At 70.8% G+C, this 21,408-nt stretch carries 20 protein-coding genes; 12 read left to right on the forward strand and 8 right to left on the reverse strand.

Features of this window, described 5'->3' with window-relative positions; all coding sequences use genetic code 11:
• Window positions 1-20: 20 nt before the first annotated feature.
• From panC to AADR41_RS30385, 9 genes are all read left to right on the forward strand, one after another.
• Window positions 21-1,010, forward strand: a complete 990-nt coding sequence (gene panC / locus AADR41_RS30345) for a pantoate--beta-alanine ligase (protein ID WP_342284718.1) — start codon at window positions 21-23, stop codon at window positions 1,008-1,010.
• Window positions 1,007-2,749: an L-aspartate oxidase gene (locus AADR41_RS30350; RefSeq protein WP_342284692.1), complete on the forward strand. Its 1,743-nt coding sequence runs from the start codon at window positions 1,007-1,009 to the stop codon at window positions 2,747-2,749. The genes panC and AADR41_RS30350 overlap by 4 nt, the downstream gene beginning before the upstream one ends.
• Window positions 2,750-2,751: 2 nt before the next feature.
• Entirely contained in the window at window positions 2,752-3,789 is a 1,038-nt protein-coding gene (gene nadC, locus AADR41_RS30355) for a carboxylating nicotinate-nucleotide diphosphorylase (RefSeq protein ID WP_342284693.1), read from the forward strand.
• Window positions 3,789-4,586 carry a type III pantothenate kinase gene (locus AADR41_RS30360; RefSeq protein WP_342284694.1) on the forward strand — a complete coding sequence of 266 codons (798 nt, stop codon included), beginning with the start codon at window positions 3,789-3,791 and terminating at the stop codon, window positions 4,584-4,586. Before nadC ends, AADR41_RS30360 begins: the two co-directional genes overlap by 1 nt.
• Before the next feature lie 139 nt (window positions 4,587-4,725).
• The gene (locus AADR41_RS30365) at window positions 4,726-5,307 is read left to right on the forward strand and encodes a hypothetical protein (RefSeq protein WP_342284720.1); all 582 of its coding nucleotides are present in this window, start codon (window positions 4,726-4,728) and stop codon (window positions 5,305-5,307) included.
• A 48-nt stretch (window positions 5,308-5,355) separates the two neighbouring features.
• On the forward strand, window positions 5,356-5,535 hold the full coding sequence (locus AADR41_RS30370) for a hypothetical protein (protein WP_342284695.1): 180 nt from the start codon (window positions 5,356-5,358) through the stop codon (window positions 5,533-5,535).
• 108 nt (window positions 5,536-5,643) lie between these two features.
• Window positions 5,644-6,132, forward strand: coding sequence for a BlaI/MecI/CopY family transcriptional regulator (locus tag AADR41_RS30375; RefSeq protein WP_342284696.1), 489 nt, complete (start codon window positions 5,644-5,646; stop codon window positions 6,130-6,132).
• Window positions 6,133-6,142: 10 nt separating this feature from the next.
• Window positions 6,143-6,700: an amino-acid N-acetyltransferase gene (locus AADR41_RS30380; RefSeq protein ID WP_342284697.1), complete on the forward strand. Its 558-nt coding sequence runs from the start codon at window positions 6,143-6,145 to the stop codon at window positions 6,698-6,700.
• 157 nt (window positions 6,701-6,857) lie between these two features.
• Window positions 6,858-7,193, forward strand: coding sequence for a histone-like nucleoid-structuring protein Lsr2 (locus tag AADR41_RS30385; protein WP_124719472.1), 336 nt, complete (start codon window positions 6,858-6,860; stop codon window positions 7,191-7,193).
• On the opposite strand, the gene AADR41_RS30390 is transcribed toward AADR41_RS30385, so the two are convergent.
• Window positions 7,172-7,777 carry an SCO3374 family protein gene (locus AADR41_RS30390; protein ID WP_342284698.1) on the reverse strand — a complete coding sequence of 202 codons (606 nt, stop codon included), beginning with the start codon at window positions 7,775-7,777 and terminating at the stop codon, window positions 7,172-7,174. The two genes, AADR41_RS30385 and AADR41_RS30390, sit on opposite strands and share 22 nt — an antisense overlap.
• A 428-nt stretch (window positions 7,778-8,205) precedes the next feature.
• On the opposite strand from AADR41_RS30390, the gene AADR41_RS30395 reads away from it, so the two are divergent.
• A complete protein-coding gene (locus AADR41_RS30395) occupies window positions 8,206-10,734 on the forward strand; it encodes an ATP-dependent Clp protease ATP-binding subunit (protein ID WP_342284700.1) in 2,529 nt (842 codons plus the stop codon).
• A gap of 95 nt (window positions 10,735-10,829) precedes the next feature.
• Here the strand turns inward: AADR41_RS30395 and AADR41_RS30400 are convergent, their stop codons facing one another.
• Both AADR41_RS30400 and AADR41_RS30405 read right to left on the reverse strand, forming a co-directional pair.
• The gene (locus AADR41_RS30400; RefSeq protein ID WP_342284701.1) at window positions 10,830-14,039 is read right to left on the reverse strand and encodes an NACHT domain-containing protein; all 3,210 of its coding nucleotides are present in this window, start codon (window positions 14,037-14,039) and stop codon (window positions 10,830-10,832) included.
• Complete coding sequence (locus AADR41_RS30405; RefSeq protein ID WP_342284702.1) at window positions 14,036-14,398, reverse strand: trypco2 family protein; 363 nt, start codon at window positions 14,396-14,398, stop codon at window positions 14,036-14,038. Before AADR41_RS30405 ends, AADR41_RS30400 begins: the two co-directional genes overlap by 4 nt.
• A gap of 449 nt (window positions 14,399-14,847) precedes the next feature.
• Between AADR41_RS30405 and AADR41_RS30410 the strand changes: the two genes are divergently transcribed.
• Window positions 14,848-15,558, forward strand: a complete 711-nt coding sequence (locus tag AADR41_RS30410; protein WP_342284704.1) for a M23 family metallopeptidase — start codon at window positions 14,848-14,850, stop codon at window positions 15,556-15,558.
• An 18-nt stretch (window positions 15,559-15,576) separates the two neighbouring features.
• Here AADR41_RS30410 and AADR41_RS30415 read toward each other — a convergent pair whose 3' ends face one another.
• The gene (locus tag AADR41_RS30415) at window positions 15,577-16,161 is read right to left on the reverse strand and encodes a TetR/AcrR family transcriptional regulator (protein ID WP_342284706.1); all 585 of its coding nucleotides are present in this window, start codon (window positions 16,159-16,161) and stop codon (window positions 15,577-15,579) included.
• A 128-nt stretch (window positions 16,162-16,289) separates the two neighbouring features.
• On the opposite strand from AADR41_RS30415, the gene AADR41_RS30420 reads away from it, so the two are divergent.
• Window positions 16,290-17,861 (forward strand): MDR family MFS transporter, encoded by a 1,572-nt coding sequence (locus tag AADR41_RS30420; protein ID WP_342284707.1) that lies wholly within the window; start codon window positions 16,290-16,292, stop codon window positions 17,859-17,861.
• Window positions 17,862-17,924: 63 nt separating this feature from the next.
• Here AADR41_RS30420 and cseC read toward each other — a convergent pair whose 3' ends face one another.
• Genes cseC through AADR41_RS30440 form a run of 4 tightly spaced genes read right to left on the reverse strand, consistent with a single transcriptional unit; the run spans window position 17,925 to window position 21,400 of the window.
• On the reverse strand, window positions 17,925-19,346 hold the full coding sequence (cseC, locus tag AADR41_RS30425; RefSeq protein WP_342284708.1) for a two-component system sensor histidine kinase CseC: 1,422 nt from the start codon (window positions 19,344-19,346) through the stop codon (window positions 17,925-17,927).
• Window positions 19,343-20,047 carry a two-component system response regulator CseB gene (cseB, locus tag AADR41_RS30430; RefSeq protein WP_124719464.1) on the reverse strand — a complete coding sequence of 235 codons (705 nt, stop codon included), beginning with the start codon at window positions 20,045-20,047 and terminating at the stop codon, window positions 19,343-19,345. The genes cseC and cseB overlap by 4 nt, the downstream gene beginning before the upstream one ends.
• Before the next feature lie 10 nt (window positions 20,048-20,057).
• The gene (locus AADR41_RS30435) at window positions 20,058-20,798 is read right to left on the reverse strand and encodes a hypothetical protein (protein ID WP_446751128.1); all 741 of its coding nucleotides are present in this window, start codon (window positions 20,796-20,798) and stop codon (window positions 20,058-20,060) included.
• On the reverse strand, window positions 20,786-21,400 hold the full coding sequence (locus tag AADR41_RS30440) for a SigE family RNA polymerase sigma factor (RefSeq protein WP_342284711.1): 615 nt from the start codon (window positions 21,398-21,400) through the stop codon (window positions 20,786-20,788). The genes AADR41_RS30435 and AADR41_RS30440 overlap by 13 nt, the downstream gene beginning before the upstream one ends.
• Between the last annotated feature and the right edge of the window lie 8 nt (window positions 21,401-21,408).

Below are 21,408 nucleotides of genomic sequence, written 5' to 3' on the forward strand. Positions count from 1 at the left end.
GCACCCCCCGCCCCGCCGCCCTGCTCCATACCGCCGCCGAGCTCGGCGCGTCCGCTCCGCGCAAGGGGGTGCGGGCCGTCGTCATGACCATGGGCGCCCTGCACGAGGGCCACGCCACCCTGATCCGCGCCGCCCGCGCGGCGGCGGGCCCCGACGGCCAGGTGGTCGTCACCGTCTTCGTCAACCCGCTCCAGTTCGGCGAGGCCGCCGACCTGGACCGCTACCCCCGCACGCTCGACGCCGACCTCGCCGTGGCGGCCGCCGCCGGGGCGGACGCGGTCTTCGCGCCGTCCGTCGACGAGGTCTACCCCGGCGGCGAACCGCAGGTCCGGATCTCGGCGGGGCCCATGGGCGAGCGGCTCGAAGGGGCCTCGCGCCCCGGACACTTCGACGGCATGCTCACCGTCGTCGCCAAGCTCCTCCACCTCACCCGCCCCGACATCGCGTTCTTCGGGCAGAAGGACGCCCAGCAGCTGGCACTGATCCGCCGCATGGTGCGCGATCTGAACTTCCCGGTGGAGATCGCCGGCGTGGAGACGGTCCGCGAGCCGGACGGCCTCGCGCTCTCCAGCCGCAACCGCTTCCTGGACGCCGAGGAGCGGCACACCGCCCTCGCGCTGTCCAAGGCCCTGTTCGCCGCCCGTGACCGGCTCGCCGCCCAGCAGGCGCTGCACGCCCGCGCGCAGGCCACCTCGGCCACCACCGGCCGGGCGGCCGCGCTCACCGCGCTCGGCGAGGCCCGCGCCGCCGCCGACACCCAGGCGGTGGCCCTGGCCCGCCCGGTCGACGGGCCCTCGGCGGTACGGGCCGCCGCGCTGCTGATCCTCGACGACGCGGCGGCCGCACAGCCCCCGCTCGTCCTGGACTACCTGGCGCTGGTGGACCCGGCCGACTTCACCGAGGTCCCCGACGACCGCACCACCGGCGAGGCGATCCTCGCCGTCGCCGCGAGGGTCGGCAAGACCCGGCTCATCGACAACATCCCGCTGACCTTCGGAGCCACCACGTGACCGGAATACGGCTGACCGCCCCCGCCCCCGGCTGGTCCATCGACGCCGACGTCGTGGTGGTCGGCTCCGGCGTGGCCGGTCTCACCACCGCACTGCGCTGCGCGGCCGCGGGCCTCGCCACCGTCGTCGTCACCAAGGCCCGCCTCGACGACGGCTCCACCCGCTGGGCGCAGGGCGGCATCGCCGCCGCCCTCGGCGAGGGCGACACCCCCGAGCAGCATCTGGACGACACCCTGGTCGCGGGCGCCGGTCTGTGCGACGAGGCGGCGGTCCGGATGCTGGTCACCGAGGGCCCCGACGCCGTACGCAGGCTGATCGGGACCGGTGCCCACTTCGACACCACGGACAGCGGCGACATCGCGCTGACCCGTGAGGGCGGTCACCACCGCCGCCGCATCGCCCACGCGGGCGGCGACGCCACGGGCGCCGAGATCTCCCGCGCCCTGGTCGAGGCGGTCCGCGAGGCCGCCCTGCACACCGTGGAGAACGCGCTCGTCCTGGACCTCCTCACCGACGCCGAAGGGCGTACCGCGGGCGTCACGCTGCACGTCATGGGCGAGGGCCAGCACGACGGCGTCGGCGCGGTCCGCGCCCCCGCGGTGGTCCTGGCCACCGGCGGCATGGGCCAGGTCTTCTCCGCCACCACCAACCCCGCGGTCTCCACCGGCGACGGCGTGGCGCTGGCGCTGCGCGCCGGAGCCGAGGTCTCCGACCTGGAATTCGTCCAGTTCCACCCGACGGTCCTCTTCCTCGGCGCCGGCTCCGAGGGCCAGCAGCCGCTGGTGTCGGAGGCGGTACGGGGCGAGGGCGCCCATCTCGTCGACGCGTCCGGCAACCGCTTCATGGTGGGGCAGCACGAGCTGGCCGAGCTGGCCCCGCGCGACATCGTCGCCAAGGCCATCACCCGGCAGATGGAACTGCACGGCACCGAGCACATGTACCTCGACGCCCGCCACTTCGGCGCCGAGATGTGGGAGCAGCGCTTCCCCACGATCCTGGCGGCCTGCCGCTCCCACGGCATCGACCCGGTCACCGAACCGGTCCCGGTCGCCCCCGCCGCGCACTACGCCTCCGGCGGCATCCGCACCGACCTGCGCGGACGCACCACGGTGCCCGGCCTGTACGCCTGCGGCGAGGTCGCCTGCACCGGTGTGCACGGCGCGAACCGGCTGGCGTCCAACTCCCTCCTGGAGGGCCTCGTCTTCGCCGAGCGCATCGCGGCGGACATCGTCGAGGAGCGGCCCGGCGCGGGCCCCGCCGAAGCCGGTGACCAGCGCGCGCCGTCCCCGCTGATCGCCCCGGAGGCCCGGTCCACGATCCAGCGGATCATGACCCGGGGCGCCGGAGTGCTGCGCTCCGGCGAGAGCCTGGCCACCGCCGCCGACGAGCTGGAGGCCCTCCACGACAGCGCCGCGCGGGCCGTGGCGGCGGACGAGCCCAAGGTCACGGTGCCCGGCGTCGAGGCGTGGGAGGTCACCAACCTGTTGCTCGTCTCGCGCGTCCTGGTCGCCGCCGCCCGCCGGCGCGAGGAGACCCGCGGCTGCCACTGGCGCGAGGACCGGCCCGAGCGCGACGACGAGAACTGGCGCCGCCACCTCGTCGTCCGGCTCACCCCGGAGCGCCTGCCCGTCCTCCGTCGGACGGAGACCGAGGCATTCGGGCCCGTAGGCCCCGCGCAGGCACCAGACTGCGCAGCAGCACCCCCCACCCACCCCGCCGACGTCACCGAGGAGCCGTAACCGTGAGCACGCCCGAAGAGAATCCGCGCCCCACACCCGTGGACGTACCGCTGGTCCGGATCGGCGCGCCCGCACCGTCCGAGGGAGGCTGCGGGGACGGCTGCGGCTGCGGCGGTGACTACGAGCTCGACCCGCTGGAGTGCGGCCTCGACCCGGACCTCGCCCAGCTCCTCGCGGAGGCGGGCCTGGACCCGGTCCAGGTCGAGGACGTCGCGCACGTCGCCATCGAGGAGGACCTGGACGGCGGGGTGGACGTCACCACCGTCGCGACCGTCGCCGAGGACGCCGTGGCCACCGGTGACTTCACCGCCCGCGAGGCGGGCGTCGTGGCCGGTCTGCGCATCGCCGAGGCCGTCCTGTCCATCGTCTGCACGGAGGAGTTCGCGGTCGAGCGGCACGTCGAGGACGGCGACCGGGTCGCCCCCGGCCAGAAGCTGCTGACCGTCACCACTCGCACCCGCGACCTGCTCACCGGCGAGCGCGGCGCGCTCAACCTGCTGTGCCGGCTCTCCGGCATCGCGACCGCCACCCGCGCCTGGGCCGACGTGCTCGAAGGCACCGGCGCCAAGGTCCGCGACACCCGCAAGACCACCCCGGGCCTGCGCGCCATGGAGAAGTACGCGGTGCGCTGCGGCGGCGGCGTCAACCACCGGATGTCGCTGTCGGACGCGGCACTGGTCAAGGACAACCACGTCATCGCCGCGGGCGGCGTCGCCGAGGCGTTCAAGCGGGTGCGGGACGCGTTCCCGGACGTACCGATCGAGGTCGAGGTCGACACCCTCCAGCAGGTCCGCGAGGTGCTCGACGCGGGCGCCGACCTGATCCTGCTGGACAACTTCACCCCGATCCAGACCGCCGAGGCGGTCGCGCTGGTCGGCGGCCGCGCGGTCCTGGAGTCCTCGGGCCGGCTGTCCCTGGACTCCGCCCGCGCCTACGCCGAGGCGGGCGTCGACTACCTGGCCGTCGGCGCGCTCACCCACTCCTCGCCGATCCTCGACATCGGCCTGGACTTCCGCGACACCGACGGGGCCGGCGCCTGATGCTGCTCACCATCGACGTCGGCAACACCCACACCGTCCTCGGCCTGTTCGACGGCGAGGAGATCGTCGAGCACTGGCGGATCTCCACCGACTCCCGCCGCACCGCCGACGAGCTGGCCGTGCTGCTCCAGGGCCTGATGGGCATGCACCCGCTGCTCGGCATGGAGCTGGGCGACGGCATCGAGGGCATCGCGATCTGCTCCACGGTCCCGGCCGTCCTGCACGAGCTGCGCGAGGTGACCCGCCGCTACTACGGCGACGTCCCCGCGGTCCTCGTCGAGCCGGGCATCAAGACCGGCGTGCCGATCCTGATGGACAACCCGAAGGAGGTCGGCACGGACCGCATCATCAACGCGGCCGCCGCCGCCGACCTGTACGGCGGTCCGGCGATCGTCGTCGACTTCGGCACGGCCACCACCTTCGACGCGGTCTCCGCCCGGGGCGAGTACACCGGCGGGGTCATCGCCCCCGGCATCGAGATCTCGGTCGAGGCGCTCGGCGTCAAGGGCGCCCAGCTCCGCAAGATCGAGCTGGCCCGGCCGCGCAGCGTGATCGGCAAGAACACGGTCGAGGCGATGCAGTCGGGCATCATCTACGGCTTCGCCGGCCAGGTCGACGGCGTCGTGGCCCGGATGAAGAAGGAACTGGCGGCCGACCCGGAGGACGTCACCGTCATCGCGACGGGCGGCCTTGCGCCGATGGTGTTGGGGGAGTCCTCCGTCATCGACGAGCACGAGCCCTGGCTCACCCTGATCGGACTGCGCCTGGTGTACGAGCGGAACGTGTCCCGGATGTAGCGGACACCGGCCGTACCTGCGGGAACGGCTCGCGGTGGCGGTGCGCCGCCGCCGCGCCGCCGACGGCCAGTTAAGCGGATTTTGTCCATTTAGCACGTATTGTCGCGTTATGCCCACGCCATACGGATCACGCGGCGGCATGGCGTTCAGCGCGGACGAGCTGCGGGTGCTCCGACGTGCCCTCGCCATCGCCCTCCATCCCATGCCCCTGCCGGACGAGGACGTCCAGGACTGCCTGCGGCTGGCCGGCGCCGTGGACGAGGCGGTCGGCGAGGCGGGACGGCTGCGCACGTTCCTCCTCGCCGACCTCGTCCGCTACCGCAACGCCCTCCCCGGCTCCGTCAGCGGCTACCTGGAACTGCTCCAGGACGCCCTGGCGGGCGGGTACGACCCCGGCCCCGACGACCTCGCCGCGCTGCGGGCGCTGCGCCACAGGCCGGTGGCCGCGGCGCTCCTGGAGCGCTGTCAGGTGCTCGCCGAGCGTTCGGTCCGCGCCCGCCTCGCCGGACGCGCCGTGCCGGTGAAGGCGCCCGCGCCGCGCAGCAGGCTGCTCGCCCTGCCCGGCGGCCGGGCCGCCGACGCCGAACCCGAACGGCCCAAGACCCCGGCGGAACCTGCCCGGCCCACCCGGCCGGCCGGCCGGCCCGCGCCGAAGCCCTCGGAGGTCTTCCCGCCCCGCCGCCGCCCGGTCCCGCCGCCGCAGCAGCGCGCCGCGGGATAGCGGAGGGGCGGCGCGGAAGCCCGTACCGGCCTCGCTACTCTGGACGGCATGGACTACGTATCCGCGCTCGTTCCCCCCGTGGTGATGGCTGTCTTCTTCATCAGCCTCGTCGTGACGATCGTCAAGAGCCAGGGCGGTCCCAACAAGGCCAAGGAGGACGCGGCCGTGGATCTGGCGATCGGCCGCGCCGAGTCGGTCCAGCAGACCCCGCGCGCCGACGGCGCCTGACCCGGCACCCCGCAGCACACGAAGGGCGCACGGCTCCCGAGGAGCCGTGCGCCCTTTTGCCGGATCAATAAACCGGTCATTCCAGTCATGTGGCACTAAAGTGACATTGTGCCCCGCCAATTGGGAGATCTGGAAGACGCCGTGATGACACGGGTCTGGCAATGGAACCGTCCGGTCACCGTGCGGGAAGTCCTTGAGGACCTTCAGCAGGAACGCTCCATCGCCTACACCACCGTCATGACGGTAATGGACAATCTCCATCAGAAGGGCTGGGTGCGCAGGGAAGTCGACGGCCGCGCATATAGATATACGGCGGTCTCCACCCGCGCCGCCTACTCGGCCGCACTGATGAACGAAGCATGGTCGCGCAGCGACAACCCGGCAGCCGCTCTTGTCGCCTTCTTCGGCATGATGTCCGCCGAGCAGCGCGAAGCCCTCCAGGACGCCATGCGGATCGTTCAGCCCGGCCTCTCCGGGACCTCCGAGCCGCAGTCCAGCGAACCCGCCGGCGCACCGGCCGGTGCGGCCGGTGATGAAGCAACCGGCGAAGCGGTCGAGGATCCGGCCGATGCGGCGGGCCCGGAGGCCGGGCGATAGCGTCGGGGGTATGTCCTCAGAGCTTCCCCATGCCGATTCCCGTACCGAACCGCCGGCCATAAACACGGCCATCACAGTCCGACGGGCCAGGACCAGCGATGTGGCATCGGTCCGCCGTCTCCTCGACGGGTACGTACGCGAAGGCATCCTGCTCGACAAAGCGACCGTGACGCTTTACGAGGACATCCAGGAGTTCTGGATCGCGGAACGCGACGAGGACGCCCGGGTCATCGGCTGCGGTGCACTGCACGTGATGTGGGAAGACCTCGCCGAAGTGCGTACTCTCGCGGTCGACCACGGCATCAGGGGCGCCGGAGTCGGCCATCAAGTGCTGGACAAGTTGTTGCAGACCGCCCGCTGGCTGGGCGTACGGCGGGTTTTCTGTCTCACCTTCGAAGTCGACTTCTTCGCGAAGCACGGCTTCGTGGAGATCGGAGAGACGCCGGTCGACGGAGATGTCTACAGTGAGCTGCTGCGTTCCTATGACGAGGGTGTAGCAGAGTTCCTGGGTCTCGAACGAGTGAAGCCGAACACCTTGGGCAACAGCCGGATGCTTCTGCATCTGTGACCGCGATCTGCGACCGTCACAAGAAACCGGAGCCCTATGTCCGAATCGCGCATGTTTCCCGCGTTCCAGCGATCCTGAACCTCTCCCGGGGGTTTGTGTTTTCCGGGGAAAAGCGGTTTCCTTTCCGCGTACTGCATTTTCGATGAAAGGGAATCCAGTGGCACAGAAGGTTCAGGTCCTTCTTGTCGATGACCTCGACGGCGGCGAGGCGGACGAGACGGTCACGTTCGCTCTCGATGGCAAGACGTACGAGATTGACCTCACGACGAGCAACGCGGACAAGCTCCGTGGTCTTCTTGAGCCGTACACCAAGGGTGGCCGGCGTACGGGTGGCCGCGCCGCGTCCGGCCGTGGCAAGGGTCGCGCCGTTGCGGGTGGCAACAAGGACACTGCCGAGATCCGTAAGTGGGCCCGCGAGAACGGCCACAATGTGAATGACCGCGGCCGTGTACCCGCGGAGATCCGCGACCTTTACGAGAAGGCCAACGGCTGAGCTGTCGACCCATCCGTCGACGGCCCCGTTCGGGCACGCATCAACCGGGCCCGGTGGCATTCCGTAGCCACCGCGTCCACCAGCCGTACGAGATCGGGAGCACCCCCACCCCTGCTCCCGAGGCCGGCGAGGGCCGGGAATTCCGACCCTTCCTCGTGTCGAAGCCCGGGGGGCCGCAGCCATGCAGCGGTCCCCGGCCGGCCCGCCATCCGTCCGGGCGGCACCGGCGCGGTGATCCGGCCGCCCGCGCCGATGGCGGTCAGTGAGAGGGCGACGCCGCCCCACTCCAGCCAGTCGAGCAGCCCGGGCAGCTCGTCGGCGCTCCCCGCCGCGACCAGCAGGCTCATCCGCGCCCCCGACAGTGCAACGGGCCCCGTACGGTCCAGCCGCCGCAGCGCCGCGTGACCGGCGGCCGCGGGAACCTGGAGCACGTCGAACCGCAGCCCGGTCAGCAACCGCACCGGTGCGGTCCCCGCCGTCGCCCAGCCGAGTTCGCGTTCGTACCACTGTGCCCAGCGGGCACAGTCGCCGCTCTCCCGCTCGCCGGTGACCGATGGCGCGGGGTACGGGACGGTGATGGCCATGCCGGAAGAACGGCCCGGACGCCGCCAGGGTTACGCAGAGTCCGCGAGCGGGCGCGCGATGTGTCCGGGATGGGAGTGTAGGGGCGTATTCGGGAGCGGCAATATGTTCGCCCGTAGCGGAGGGAACCGGCGTGCGCCGCATGGACTGTCTGTAATTGCGGGTAAGACATCCCTAGTGGGGAGGGGCGACACGCAGGTTCGGGCATCTCACGTTCGCCATCGGCGTACTGGCGAAAGGGGTATCTGCCTGGCCTGCGGGAACATCGTCTCGCACCATCGGGTTGGAGAAGTTGTCGGCGTTCGGGGCAGGAGGCCAAGGACGGTGTCGGCAGTTGGAATGAGCGGTCCCCGCTTGCGGGACTAAGCTGCGGAAGGACAGGGAGGGGACCGACCCCTTACTGCCTGACCGCTCTGAGGAGCGATTAACGATGTTCGAGAGGTTCACCGACCGCGCGCGGCGGGTTGTCGTCCTGGCTCAGGAAGAAGCCCGGATGCTCAACCACAACTACATCGGCACCGAGCACATCCTCCTGGGCCTTATCCACGAGGGTGAGGGTGTCGCCGCTAAGGCCCTGGAGAGCCTCGGGATTTCGCTCGAGGCGGTCCGCCAGCAGGTGGAGGAGATCATCGGCCAGGGCCAGCAGGCCCCGTCCGGGCACATCCCCTTCACGCCCCGGGCCAAGAAGGTCCTGGAGCTCTCGCTCCGCGAGGCCCTTCAGCTCGGCCACAACTACATCGGCACCGAGCACATCCTGCTCGGCCTGATCCGCGAGGGCGAGGGCGTCGCCGCCCAGGTCCTCGTGAAGCTGGGCGCCGACCTGAACCGGGTGCGGCAGCAGGTCATCCAGCTGCTCTCCGGGTACTCGGGCAGCAAGGAGGCGGCGACCGCGGGCGGCCCCGCGGAAGGCACGCCCTCCACGTCCCTGGTGCTCGACCAGTTCGGCCGGAATCTCACCCAGGCCGCTCGCGAATCCAAGCTCGACCCGGTCATCGGGCGCGAGAAGGAGATCGAGCGGGTCATGCAGGTGCTGTCCCGCCGCACCAAGAACAACCCGGTCCTCATCGGCGAGCCCGGCGTCGGCAAGACGGCGGTCGTCGAGGGACTGGCGCAGGCCATCGTCAAGGGCGAGGTGCCCGAGACCCTCAAGGACAAGCACCTCTACACCCTGGACCTCGGTGCGCTGGTCGCCGGCTCCCGCTACCGCGGTGACTTCGAGGAGCGCCTGAAGAAGGTCCTCAAGGAGATCCGCACCCGCGGCGACATCATCCTGTTCATCGACGAGCTCCACACCCTCGTGGGTGCGGGTGCCGCCGAGGGCGCGATCGACGCCGCCAGCATCCTCAAGCCGATGCTGGCCCGCGGTGAGCTCCAGACCATCGGCGCCACCACGCTCGACGAGTACCGCAAGCACCTGGAGAAGGACGCCGCGCTGGAGCGCCGCTTCCAGCCCATCCAGGTCGCGGAGCCGTCGCTGCCGCACACCATCGAGATCCTCAAGGGTCTGCGCGACCGCTACGAGGCCCACCACCGCGTCTCCATCACGGACGAGGCGCTGGTCCAGGCCGCGACGCTGGCCGACCGGTACATCTCGGACCGCTTCCTGCCGGACAAGGCGATCGACCTGATCGACGAGGCCGGTTCCCGGATGCGCATCCGCCGGATGACCGCGCCGCCGGACCTCCGCGAGTTCGACGAGAAGATCGCCGGCGTCCGCCGCGACAAGGAGTCCGCGATCGACTCGCAGGACTTCGAGAAGGCCGCGTCCCTGCGCGACAAGGAGAAGCAGCTCCTCGCCGCGAAAACCAAGCGCGAGAAGGAGTGGAAGGCCGGCGACATGGACGTCGTGGCCGAGGTCGACGGCGAGCTGATCGCCGAGGTCCTGGCCACCGCCACCGGCATCCCGGTCTTCAAGCTGACGGAGGAGGAGTCCTCCCGTCTGCTGCGCATGGAGGACGAGCTCCACAAGCGCGTCATCGGGCAGAAGGACGCCATCAAGGCCCTCTCGCAGGCGATCCGCCGTACGCGGGCCGGCCTGAAGGACCCGAAGCGTCCCGGTGGCTCGTTCATCTTCGCCGGTCCGTCCGGTGTCGGTAAGACGGAGCTCTCCAAGACGCTCGCCGAATTCCTCTTCGGCGACGAGGACGCGCTGATTTCCCTCGACATGTCGGAGTTCAGCGAGAAGCACACGGTTTCCCGCCTCTTCGGTTCGCCCCCCGGTTACGTGGGTTACGAAGAGGGTGGCCAGCTCACCGAGAAGGTGCGCCGCAAGCCGTTCTCCGTCGTCCTCTTCGACGAGGTCGAGAAGGCCCACCCCGATATCTTCAATTCCCTGCTCCAGATTCTGGAAGACGGTCGCCTGACCGACTCCCAGGGCCGGGTCGTGGACTTCAAGAACACGGTCATCATCATGACGACCAACCTCGGGACGCGGGACATCTCGAAGGGCTTCAACCTGGGCTTCGCCGCCCAGGGCGACGTCAAGACCGGCTACGAGCGGATGAAGAACAAGGTCAACGAGGAGCTCAAGCAGCACTTCCGGCCCGAGTTCCTCAACCGTGTCGACGACACGGTCGTCTTCCACCAGCTCAGCCAGGAAGACATCATCCAGATCGTCGACCTGATGATCGCCAAGGTGGACGAGCGTCTGAAGGACCGCGACATGGGCATCGAGCTCAGCGGTGAAGCCAAGACGCTGCTCGCCAAGAAGGGCTACGACCCCGTGATGGGCGCCCGGCCGCTGCGCCGGACGATCCAGCGCGAGATCGAGGACATCCTCTCCGAGAAGATCCTCTTCGGTGAGCTGCGCCCCGGTCACATCGTGGTCGTCGGCACCGAGGGCGAGGGTGAGGAGAAGACCTTCACCTTCCGCGGCGAGGAGAAGTCGGCACTGCCCGACGTCCCGCCGATCGAGCAGGCCGCAGGCGGCGCGGGCCCGAACATGTCGAAGGACGTGTGAGGACGCCCCCGAGCGCCTGAGCAGAAGCAGAAGGGGGCTGCCCCGGACCGTTCCGCACGGTTCCGGGGCAGCCCCCTTTTCGGTGTGCGGAGGGTTCAGGGGGAGAGATCGCCGCCCACGACCGTCGTGGAGCTGGCCACCCTCACCTCGCAGCCGGGCAGCATCCGGATCGGCGAGACGTCGATCCGGTCGACATGCCTGGGCACATGGAGCCTGAACGACCTCAGAGCGGGGAAGACCCGGGGAATCCACTCCAACCCGAGCACATCGGTCTCCGGGTAGAGGTTCAGGCCGACGAGGGAGGGCACGGGCCGTTCGTCGGCGAACTCCGTCGCGGACGACAGGGACAGGGTGAGCTGGTCCACCTGCGGAGCCTGTCGCAGGGCGGCGAGCAGTGGCCGGGCCGGGGTGGGGTCGCTCAGATTCAGTCGGCGCAGGTTCGTCCAGCCGTCGAGCGAGTCGATCTCCAGCGAATCCGCCCGCTCGATGCTCAGCGAGTTCGGCTCGGGGTGGGCGGGCAGCTGGGAAAGCCGCTCGACGGTCAGATGGTCGAGCCACAGGGAGCGCAGTGGTCTCGAAGCCGTGGCGGCCAGTGCGGTGGCGGGGAGACAGCTCATGTCCAGCACGACATACTCCAGCGCGGGGAGTCCGGTGAGCGGGCCGAGGTCCCGTGCGCCGGGACAGTCGCTCAGCGCGAAGGTTCTGAGCTGCGTGGCGCAGTCCGTCAGGAACGAGAGGTCGGTCAGACGGGAGTTCCGCCGGAAGGCCAGTTCGGTCCATGGGCCGTCGTGCAGAGCGGAATGGAGTTCGGCGGCGGTGAAGTCCCCGGAGATGTCCAGGCCCCTGGCGGACGGCAGGTCGCGCAGTGCCGCCAGCATCTCCGGAGTGTCGATCCGCAGATTGTCGTACGTAAGGTCGAAGAGGGCGAGGACCTGCCGGGCGTACGCCCGCACCGGGTACCTGCCCCAGTACCTAATGAACCGGTAGCTGTGTTCCGGGTGGGCCAGTGCCCAGCGGCGGGCGTGCGGCAGAGCTTCCGCCCGGCCGATTTCGTTGATCAGGTCGATGAACGGGCGGGATTCGTCCCCGTCGGCCACGTGGGCCGGGTCGGGCAGATGGTCCAGAGCGGCCGGGCCGAGGCGGGCCAGCAGCTGTACGCCCTCGTAGTTCCTCGGCGGGAAGAGTCCGGCGACGGCCGTGCGGACCCGGTCCCGGGTCGTCTCGTCCAGCCAGGTCGCGTGCTGGGCGCAGAGGGCGGCCAGGACGGTGAGCTCGTCCCGGGTGACGGTGTCGGCGGGGCCGGGCCGTGCGTCCAGCAGACCGTTGACCAGTACGGGGTGCTCGCGGCGGCCGCAGTGGCCGGCCGACAGCAGGATGACGTCGTACCACTGCTGGGAGCCCGCCCGGCCCAGCAGTTCGTTCAGCTGGTCGCCCTCGACGAACTCCTTCGCGGCGAGGAAGTCCTGGAAGGTGCGGTGGGCGAACTGGTAGGTGTCGTCGGCGCGTTCCTGGAGGACGCCGCTGCGGTTCAGCAGATGGGTCAGGATCGCCTCGGGCGAGCCTTGGCCGCGCAGCCGCTCCATGCCGGGCAGGGCGCGTTCCAGCTGGCGCAGTGCCGCTGAGCGGCGCAGCTCCGACTGGCCGCCGCGGACCAGCCAGATCGCGATCCGCTGGAGGAGCTGGGTCTGCTCCTCCACGTTCATCGTGATGCCCTCGGGGGCCTCGATCCGGCGCTGTCTGTCGCGGTCGCCGAGCAGCATCGTGAGGGCCGAGTCGTACAGGCTCCAGCGGGTCTCCGGCAGGATGCCCTGGCGTCGGCGGTGCAGGGCGCAGATCACCGCGCAGAGCAGTGGTGTACGGGCCAGATCGCGCAGGGCCGGGTTCTGGTCGAACTGCTGGACCAGATCCCGTTCCAGCCCGCCGAGCGTCTCGTGGTCGTCGTCGTCCAGCCGGGCGGCCCGGTGCCAGGCGGCGACGAAGGCCTCGATGTCCCGGTCCCCCATCGGCAGCAGCCGCAGCTCCTCGAAGCCCTGGGAGTCCAGCCAGCCCGGCTCGACGGCCAGCGGGCGCACCGTGGCCACGCAGCGGATGTCCGGGTACCGGTCGAGGAGCCGGGACAGCCACTCGTGGGCCTGCTCGCGGTCGTCCTGCGGGACCTCGTCCAGGCCGTCGACCAGCAGCAGTGCCCGGCCGGACTCCAGGACCCGGCCGACCCAGCCCTCGGGGGCCGTGTCGATCACCAGCCGGGCCGCGTCGGGCAGCTGCGCGGGCGCGGGGAACGTACCGCCGCGGGCGCGCAGCGTGCGCAGTGGCACGACGAACGGGACCAGGCCGTTGAGCGGGGCCAGCCGCGCGTCCAGCGTGCCGGCCGAGGCGTGGGCGGCCAGCCACCACAGCAGTGTGGTCTTGCCGGCGCCGGCCTCGCCGCGCAGCAGTACCCGGGGGCGGTCGGGGAGCAGCGCGTCGATCCGGGTGGGCGGCAGCCCCGCGCGCCCGGGGCCCTGCTGGGCCTCCAGGCTCAGGTACGCGGTGTCCAGGTCCCATTCGGAGTCGCGCCGGCCCAGCTCGTCGAGGCCGAAGATCTTCGTGCGGCGGTACGCGGCTCCGAGTGCCGTCGCGTACTCCTCCTCGTACCGCGCGTCCCTGGGGAAGCGGCCGTGCACCCGCTCGTGGCGCAGTGCCGTGCCGGTCTGCCGGTAGACCAGCTCGAACGGTTGCGAGGCGACGAGCGGGGCGAGCGGTACGCACTCCACGCGGCGGCCGCCGCGCTGCCGGGGGATCTGCCGGGCGATGCCGATGAGGATGTTCCCGGCGAAGACCGGGCCGCCGGACATGCCGCGCAGCGACGGGGCCCGCGTGTCGTTCACCGGCGGCGGGCCGTCCAGCTCGCAGACCAGCAGTCCGCGCAGGTGCCCGGCCATCGGCAGGGCGGTGGCCGTGTACTGGTCGGCCTCCAGGCGCCCGTCGGGGCCGTACCGCTGGATGTCGGGGAAGCCGGTGATCTCGCAGCCGGAGAGCGCCTGCTCGGCGTGGAGGACGCCGAGCCGTACCGGGGTGAACGGGAGTACCGGGTCGGTGGTCAGCAGGAGGGCGGCGTCGAGGTCGTGGTCGATCCAGGCGACCGTCGCCGGCCGGCGGTCCGGCAGGCGCGGGTGGGCGACGGTGGCCCGGCCGCCGCCCTTGACCACATGGGCGCAGGTCAGCACGAGCCGGTCGGTGAGCAGGGTGCCGCTGCCCTGGGCCGCTCCGGAGCCGAGGACGACGACGGTGCGTGCCGCGGGTGCGGCGGGCGGTGCGGTGCTCACGGCCGGGGCGCCCCGGCGCCGAAGTGCGCGGTGCTGCCCGGGTCCTCGTGGCCGATCTGCCAGGATCCGCCGGTCGCGGCGTCGCGCGGTTTCAGGGTGAACGCGACCTTGTGGGTGCGGCCGGTCGCGCGGGAGGCGTCGGCGCCCGCCTCGACCACCCAGGCCTTGACCTTGCCGCCGCCCTTGATCTCCTTGCGGAGTTCCAGGGTGAACTCCATCTGGATGTCACCGACCTCGAAGGCCACGGGGCGGCCGGTGGCGCGGCCCGCGGCGTCGATGAGCTGGTTGCGGATCGACTCGACGGCATCGGCGAGCTCGATGCCGTCCATGTCGCTGGTCCCTGCGCCGTCAGTGGCCATGGCCTGCCCCCCCGAAGTGGTCGTCGGGTCAGCCTAGCCAGCGCACAGGCCGAAGGTCCCGAAACGGACGCCTCGGGGCCGCCGGCGGTGACAAGGCGCACAGCCCGTTCCGGGCCTACTAGGGGCGGTAGGAGGGGTGGTCGTGATCGTGTCGGGGACCTTCGGCCCGGTGGTGGAGGGGGCTTGCGGCGCGGATGCGGGTGATGCCCGTGATGCCGGGATCTGTCCGGTTCGAGTGGTTTGGAACTGGGGTTAAACCTGGCCGGAACAAGAGTTTCGACGGGTTCGGGGGCGGGTCGGCGTAAACCCGTCGCGGCGAATTCCCGAGGCGACGACTACGGCATTTGTTCGTAGATGGGGTGTTTGAGCAATTGGCGGGGTGCGGGTTACCAAGGGATGGCCAGCCCGGCGAAGTGCCGGGTCCAGTCATCTCCGGAGGTTCTCCGCATATGTCGAAGCGCGTTTCGTTCCAGCACTCCCGCCGCCCGTCCGTGTCCCGTGTCCGTGGCGCCGTCGTGGCGGCCGGTCTGGGGACGTCGATGGTTCTCGGTGCGGGCGCTGCGTTCGCGGCCGGCACCGCGGGCGCCCCGGATGCGGTGAACCTGATCGACGCCGGCACGGCCGACTCGGTCGCCCGGCAGGCGGCCGTACAGGGCAAGGTCGCCGAGAAGGTCGCGGTCAAGAAGGCGGCGGCGGTCAAGAAGGCGGCCGCGGCGAAGAAGGCCGCCCTGAAGAAGGCGCACGGCTGGGAGGCCCCGGTCAGCCGCTACGAGCTGAGCGCGAGCTTCGGCAACGACGGCAGCCGCTGGGCCCACAAGCACTCCGGCCAGGACTTCGCCGTGCCGGTCGGCACCAAGGTCGAGGCCGCGCACAGCGGCACCGTGGTGAAGGCCGGCCCCAACGGCGGCGGCGACGGTCCCGCGTACGGCAACGCCGTGGTGATCAAGCACGCCAACGGCACGTACTCGCAGTACGCCCATCTGTCGAAGATCGAGGTGCGGATCGGCGAGGCCGTGAAGACGGGCGAGAAGATCGCGCTCTCCGGCAACACCGGCAACTCCAGCGGCCCGCACCTGCACTTCGAGATCCGGCACACCGCCGACTACGGCTCCGCGGTCAACCCGGTCGGCTTCCTGCACAAGAAGGGCGTCTCGGTCTGATCCGGCGGGACGGTCCGGCTACCCGGCGCATTCCGCGCCGTGTGCCCGGGTGACCAGTTCGAAGGCGACTTCGAGGACGGCCTTGCGCTTCTCCTCGGGGTCGCCTTCGAGGTCCTTGATGGTGAACATGCCGGCGTGCATCGTGAAGAGCGCGGTGGAGCAGCGCACCTGATCGGCCAGTGAGGCGTCGGGCTCGATGAACAGGTCGACCAGGCCCATGACGCGTTCCTTGACGGTCTTGCCGATGCTGAGGTCGCGTACGGCCGCCTGGTTCTCCTGCATGAAGCGGAACAGCGGAGCGGCGGCGGCCAGGGCGTCGCTGTAGCGGACGAGGATCTCCTTCTTCGTCTCCAGCGAGCGCGGCTGTTCCCTGCCCCAGGCGAGCAGCTCCTCGACCGGGCGGTTGAGGTCCTCGAAGATGCTGACCAGGATGTCTTCCTTGGTCTTGAAGTGGTAGTACAGCGCCGCCTTGGTGACTTCCAGCCGCTCGGCGATCTCGCGGAGCGAGGTCTTCTCGTAGCCCTGCTCGGCGAAGAGCTCCAGAGCGACGTCCTGAATGCGCTGGCGCGTGTTTCCACGGCGCTGCTGCGGCGTGCTCCCCATGAAGCTCTCCCTTGCTACAAACTTACTTGACGCCCGGCTAGTTGGGGGTCTACTTTCCCCAGTGTAGTTACTAGCCGGGCGGCAAGTAAGTGTCCGGCCCGCACAGGGGATCAGGGGAGTGGGGACCAATGTCCGATCTGAAGAACACGGCCGGCGGGAAGGCGGCCGTCGCCGACCGTCCGGCGGAGAAACCCGAGACGCCGCAGCGCAGTGTCCGGGTGGTGATGCTCGCGCTGATGATCACGATGCTGCTGGCCATGCTGGACAACCTGATCGTCGGCACGGCCATGCCGACCATCGTCGGCGACCTCGGCGGCCTGGAGCACCTGTCCTGGGTCGTCACCGCGTACACCCTGGCCACCGCGGCCTCCACCCCCATCTGGGGCAAGCTCGGCGACATGTACGGGCGCAAGGGCATCTTCCTCACGTCCATCGTGATCTTCCTGATCGGCTCGGTGCTGAGCGGAATGGCCCAGGACATGGGCCAGCTGATCGGCTTCCGGGCGGTCCAGGGACTCGGCGCGGGCGGCCTCATGGTCGGCGTCATGGCGATCATCGGCGACCTCGTACCGCCCCGCGAGCGCGGCAAGTACCAGGGCATGATGGCCGGCGTCATGGCCATCGCCATGATCGGCGGACCGCTGGTCGGCGGCACCATCACCGACCACCTCGGCTGGCGCTGGAGCTTCTACATAAACCTGCCGCTGGGCGCGGTCGCCCTCGCCATGGTCACCATCGTGCTGCACCTGCCGAAGCGCAGGGCCGCAAAGGCCAAGGTCGACTACCTCGGCGCCGGGCTGCTGACCCTCGGCATCACCGCGATCGTCCTGGTGACCACCTGGGGCGGTACGGAGTACGACTGGAACTCCGCCATGATCATGGAGCTCTCCGCGATCGGTGTCGCCTCGCTCGTCGGCTTCGTCTTCGTCGAGACGAAGGCGGCAGAACCGATCATGCCGCTGCACATCTTCCGGAACCGCAACTTCACCCTGATGTCCGTGGTCGGCTTCATGTCCGGCTTCGTGATGTTCGGCGCGGTGCTCTTCCTGCCCCTGTACCAGCAGTCCGTCCAGGGCGCCTCGGCGACCAACTCGGGTCTGCTGCTCCTGCCGATGCTGCTGGCGATGATGGTCGTCTCGCTCGTCGCGGGCCGGGTCACCACCAGCACCGGCAAGTACAAGATCTTCCCCGTGGTGGGCTCCGTACTGATGGCGACCGGGCTGTTCCTGCTCTCGCGGATGGACGTCGACACCACGCGGTTCACCTCCGGCGTCTACATGGCGGTGCTCGGCGCGGGCATGGGCTTCCTGATGCAGATCACGATGCTCGTCGCGCAGAACAGCGTCGAGATGAAGGACATGGGTGTCGCCTCCTCCGCGACGACCCTCTTCCGTACGCTCGGCAGCTCCTTCGGTGTCGCGATCATGGGCGCGCTGTTCACCGGGCGGGTGCAGGACGAGATGGCGGCCCGCGGCGGCGGCGCGGCCACCGAGAAGTCCGCGCAGCTGGACGCGGCGAGCCTGGCGAAGCTGCCGGAGGCGGCCCGTGAGGCGTACCAGTTCGCGGTGTCGTCCGGCACGCACATCGCGTTCACGGTGGGCGTCGTGGCCGGGCTGATCGCCCTGTTCGCCTCGGTCTTCGTCAAGGAGGTGCCGCTGCGCGGCACGGGCCCGGCCACCAAGCAGGCCGAGTCCGTCTGATCCACGGCGGTGTACGAAGGAGGCTCCCGGGGCGGGGCCCGGGTGGCTCCCGTCGTATCCGGCTCAGGCGCCGCCCCGCCCGCGGCCGGACTTCACGCCCTTCTCGCCCTTCACGCCTTTCTCGCCCTTTACGACGTCGTCATCGTCGCCGTCGCTCGGGCTCCGCTGCTCGGACACCTGGAGCATCGGGAAGCTGCCGGTGTTCGTCGGCGCGTGCTCGGGCAGCCACAGCACCGCGATCGCCCCGTTCGTCCCCGGCGCCGCCCCTTCCGGCGCCGCGTTGCGGAAGGTCAGCCGGGCCCCGAGGACCCGGGCCTGACCGGCGGCGATGGTCAGCCCGAGACCGTGCCCGTGCCCGGCCCGGTCACTGCTACCGGTACGGAACCGGCTCGGCCCCTCCCGCAGCAGCGCCGCCGGGAACCCGGAGCCGTGGTCGCGGACCCGTACCACCCGGCCCTCGACCGTGACCTCCACCGGGGTGGCGCCGTGCTTGGCGGCATTGCCCAGCAGATTGCCGAGGATGCGCTCCAGCCGGCGCGGATCGGTGTTGACCCAGGACTCGTGGACGACCCGCACCCGCACATCCGGGTCCAGCAGCGCGATCCGCCGGCTGACGAACTCGCCCAGCGCGATCTCCTGGAGCTCGGCCCGCTCCGAGGCACTGTCCAGCCGGGCCACCTCCAGCACGTCCTCGACGAGCGTGCGCATCGCCTGCGCCCGGTCCCGTACCAGCTCGGTGGGGCGGCCGTCCGGCAGCAGCTCGGCCGCCGTCAGCAGACCGGTCACCGGCGTACGCAGCTCGTGCGCGATGTCCGCGGTGACCCGGCGCTCCGCCTCGATCCGCGCGTTCAGCGCGTCCGTCAGCGCGTCCACCGCACCGGCCAGCTCGTCGGTCTCGTCCTGGACGACACCGCCGACGGCCTCCCGGACCCGTACCTCGGTGTTGCCCTGCGCGACCCGGCCCGCCGCTGCCGCCGCCTTGCGCAGCCGGCGCGACAGCTGGCCGCCGATCAGCACGCCCAGCGCACAGCCGCCGAACACCACCGAGACCGAGCCGATGATCAGCGCCCGGTCGAGATCGCGCATGATCGTGGAGCTGCGGCCGGCGAACCGGGTGTGCAGCGAGAGCACGTCGCCGTTGCCGACCGGCACGGCCGCCCACACGTCGGGCACGCCCTTGGCGGTCACCTCGACATGGGTGGCGCGCCGGTTGTGGCCGGTCTCCGTCCGCAGGCTGCGCGGCATCGTCGGATCGTTGAGCTTCGCGCCGAACCGGGGGTCGGTCTTCTTCGTCTTCGTCGCCTCGTACAGCAACTGCGCGTACGTCAGCCGCTCCAGCTGGACCTCGCGGGCGTTCTCCAGCATCGAGACCCGGGCCGCGTTGTGGACGACGAAGCTGAGCGCGACCGCGGTCAGCGCGCCGACCGCCGCGATCGCGATGCTGATCTTCCAGCGGACTCCGGTCCGCAGGGCGGGCCGCTTCATGGCCTGAGTTTGTAGCCGAAGCCGCGGACCGTCTCGATCCGGTCCTGGCCGATCTTGGTGCGCAGCCGCTGCACATGGACATCCACGACCCGGGTGTCACCGCCCCATCCGTAGTCCCAGACCCGCTCCAGGAGCTTGTCGCGGGAGAGCACCGTGCCGGGCGCCGCGGAGAACTCCAGCAGCAGCCGCATCTCGGTCGGGGTCAGCGCCACCTGTTCGCCGGCCCGGTGGACCGCCATGCCCTCGGTGTCGACCTCCAGATCACCGAAGACCAGCACCCCGCCGACCGGCTGCGGCTCCGGCTCCCCGATGCCCGGCCGGCCGCCCGTGGCATGGCCGAAGCGGCGCAGCACGGCCCGGATCCGGGCGACCAGGACCGCCCCGTCGAAGGGCTTGGTGACGTAGTCGTCCGCACCGGCCTCCAGGCCGAGCACCACGTCGATCGAGTCCGCGCGGGCCGACAGCATGATCACGGGCACGGTCGACTCGTCGCGGATCCGCCGGCAGAGGCTCACCCCGTCCAGCCCCGGCACCATCACGTCGAGCAGGGCGATGTCGGGGCGGTCGGCCCGGAACGCCTCCAGCCCCGAAAGGCCGTCGGGCATGGCGGTGACCGCGAAGCCGTCGCGCTCCAGCGCCAGCTGGGTGGCCTCGCGGATGACATCGTCGTCCTCGACGAACAGGACGTGGGTCTCGGCCATCAGACTGCTCTCAGTTCCCCGCCGGCTCGGCGTCTCCTGGCAGAGCCGCCCCGCCGCTGCCGACGGCTCGGTTGAAGTCGTTGTGCACCCGGTCGTGCTCGTTGAACCGGTTGCCCGCCCAGCGGTAGGTAATCACTTCCTCGCCGGAGGGGTAGGCGACCGAGTCCTTCTTCTCGTACACCTGGGTCGTGACCACCAGATCACCGCGGTCGATGGTGCCGTAGACCGCGGGCTGCTCGATGGCGAACACGTTCTCGTACGAGCCGTTGCTCCGCGGGCGGTACACATAGGTGCCCACGCCCACCGAATCGCCGCAGGTCATCACGTTCACCACGACATCGGGGGAGGGGCCGCCGGTCACGGTGCCGTACGAGGTGTCCACCGGATACTCGGAGCCGGTGCAGGGCTTGAGATCCGTCCGGACCCGCTCGCTGACCTTGGGGTCCCGCTTCAGCAGCGTCACCGGGTCGATCCGCGAGGAGGGCCGGGCGGAGGAGGACGGCTCGCCGCTGGGTGTGACCTGGGCGACGGGCTGGGTGCCGGCCGGGCCCTCGTCCCGGGTGCCGGTGCCGCCGGTCGAGCAGCTGACGGTGAGCAGCCCGAAGGCGGCGAGGCCGACCAGGGTCGTGGCGCTCGCCGCCCAGCCGGTCAGGATCCGGCCACGTCTGACGGTGGCCGCACGGCCACCGTCGTCACCTCCACCGCCACGGTCACCGCCGCAGCCGTCGCCGCTGGCTGTCAGGCCGCGCAACGCTCCCGCCCCCGTTCGTCCATATGCCTGCCCGCCCGCGTCCGCGCACGTGCCGGAGCACGGCCTGCGGCCGGGCGCCGCTCCTCGGCGAGCACGGTCTCCCGGTTCGCCGCCTCACGGCTCTCCAGCTCCTGGCGCAGCCGTGCCAGCGCACGGTGCAGCGTGCTCTTCACCGTACCGGCCGACATGCCGAGCGCGGCAGCCGTCTCCTCCGTACTCATCTGCTCCCAGTGTCGCAGCACGACGACGCTGCGCTGCTTCGGAGCCAGTACGCCGAGCACGTCCATCAGCAGGGCGCGGTCGGCACGCTGCTCGGTGCCGTCCTCGACGCTCGCGTCGGGAAGCTGCTCGGTGGGAACCTCGTCCAGCTTGCGGGCCCGCCACCACTCGGTACGGGTGTTGATCATGACGCGGCGCAGATAGGCGTCGGCCAGGGACTTGTCGGCGATGCCGTCCCAGCGGCCGTACGTACGGACCAGGGCGGTCTGGAGCAGGTCCTGCGCGTCCACAGGGTCGGGGACCAGACGTCGCGCGCTGCGCAGCAGCGCGTCGTGCCGAGTGCGTACGTAGTCCTCGAATTCGAGCACCTCGCCGTGCGCCATTCCAACCG

The sequence above is a fragment of the Streptomyces sp. CLV115 genome (genome assembly GCF_038448545.1).
Lineage (GTDB): Bacteria > Actinomycetota > Actinomycetes > Streptomycetales > Streptomycetaceae > Streptomyces > Streptomyces sanglieri.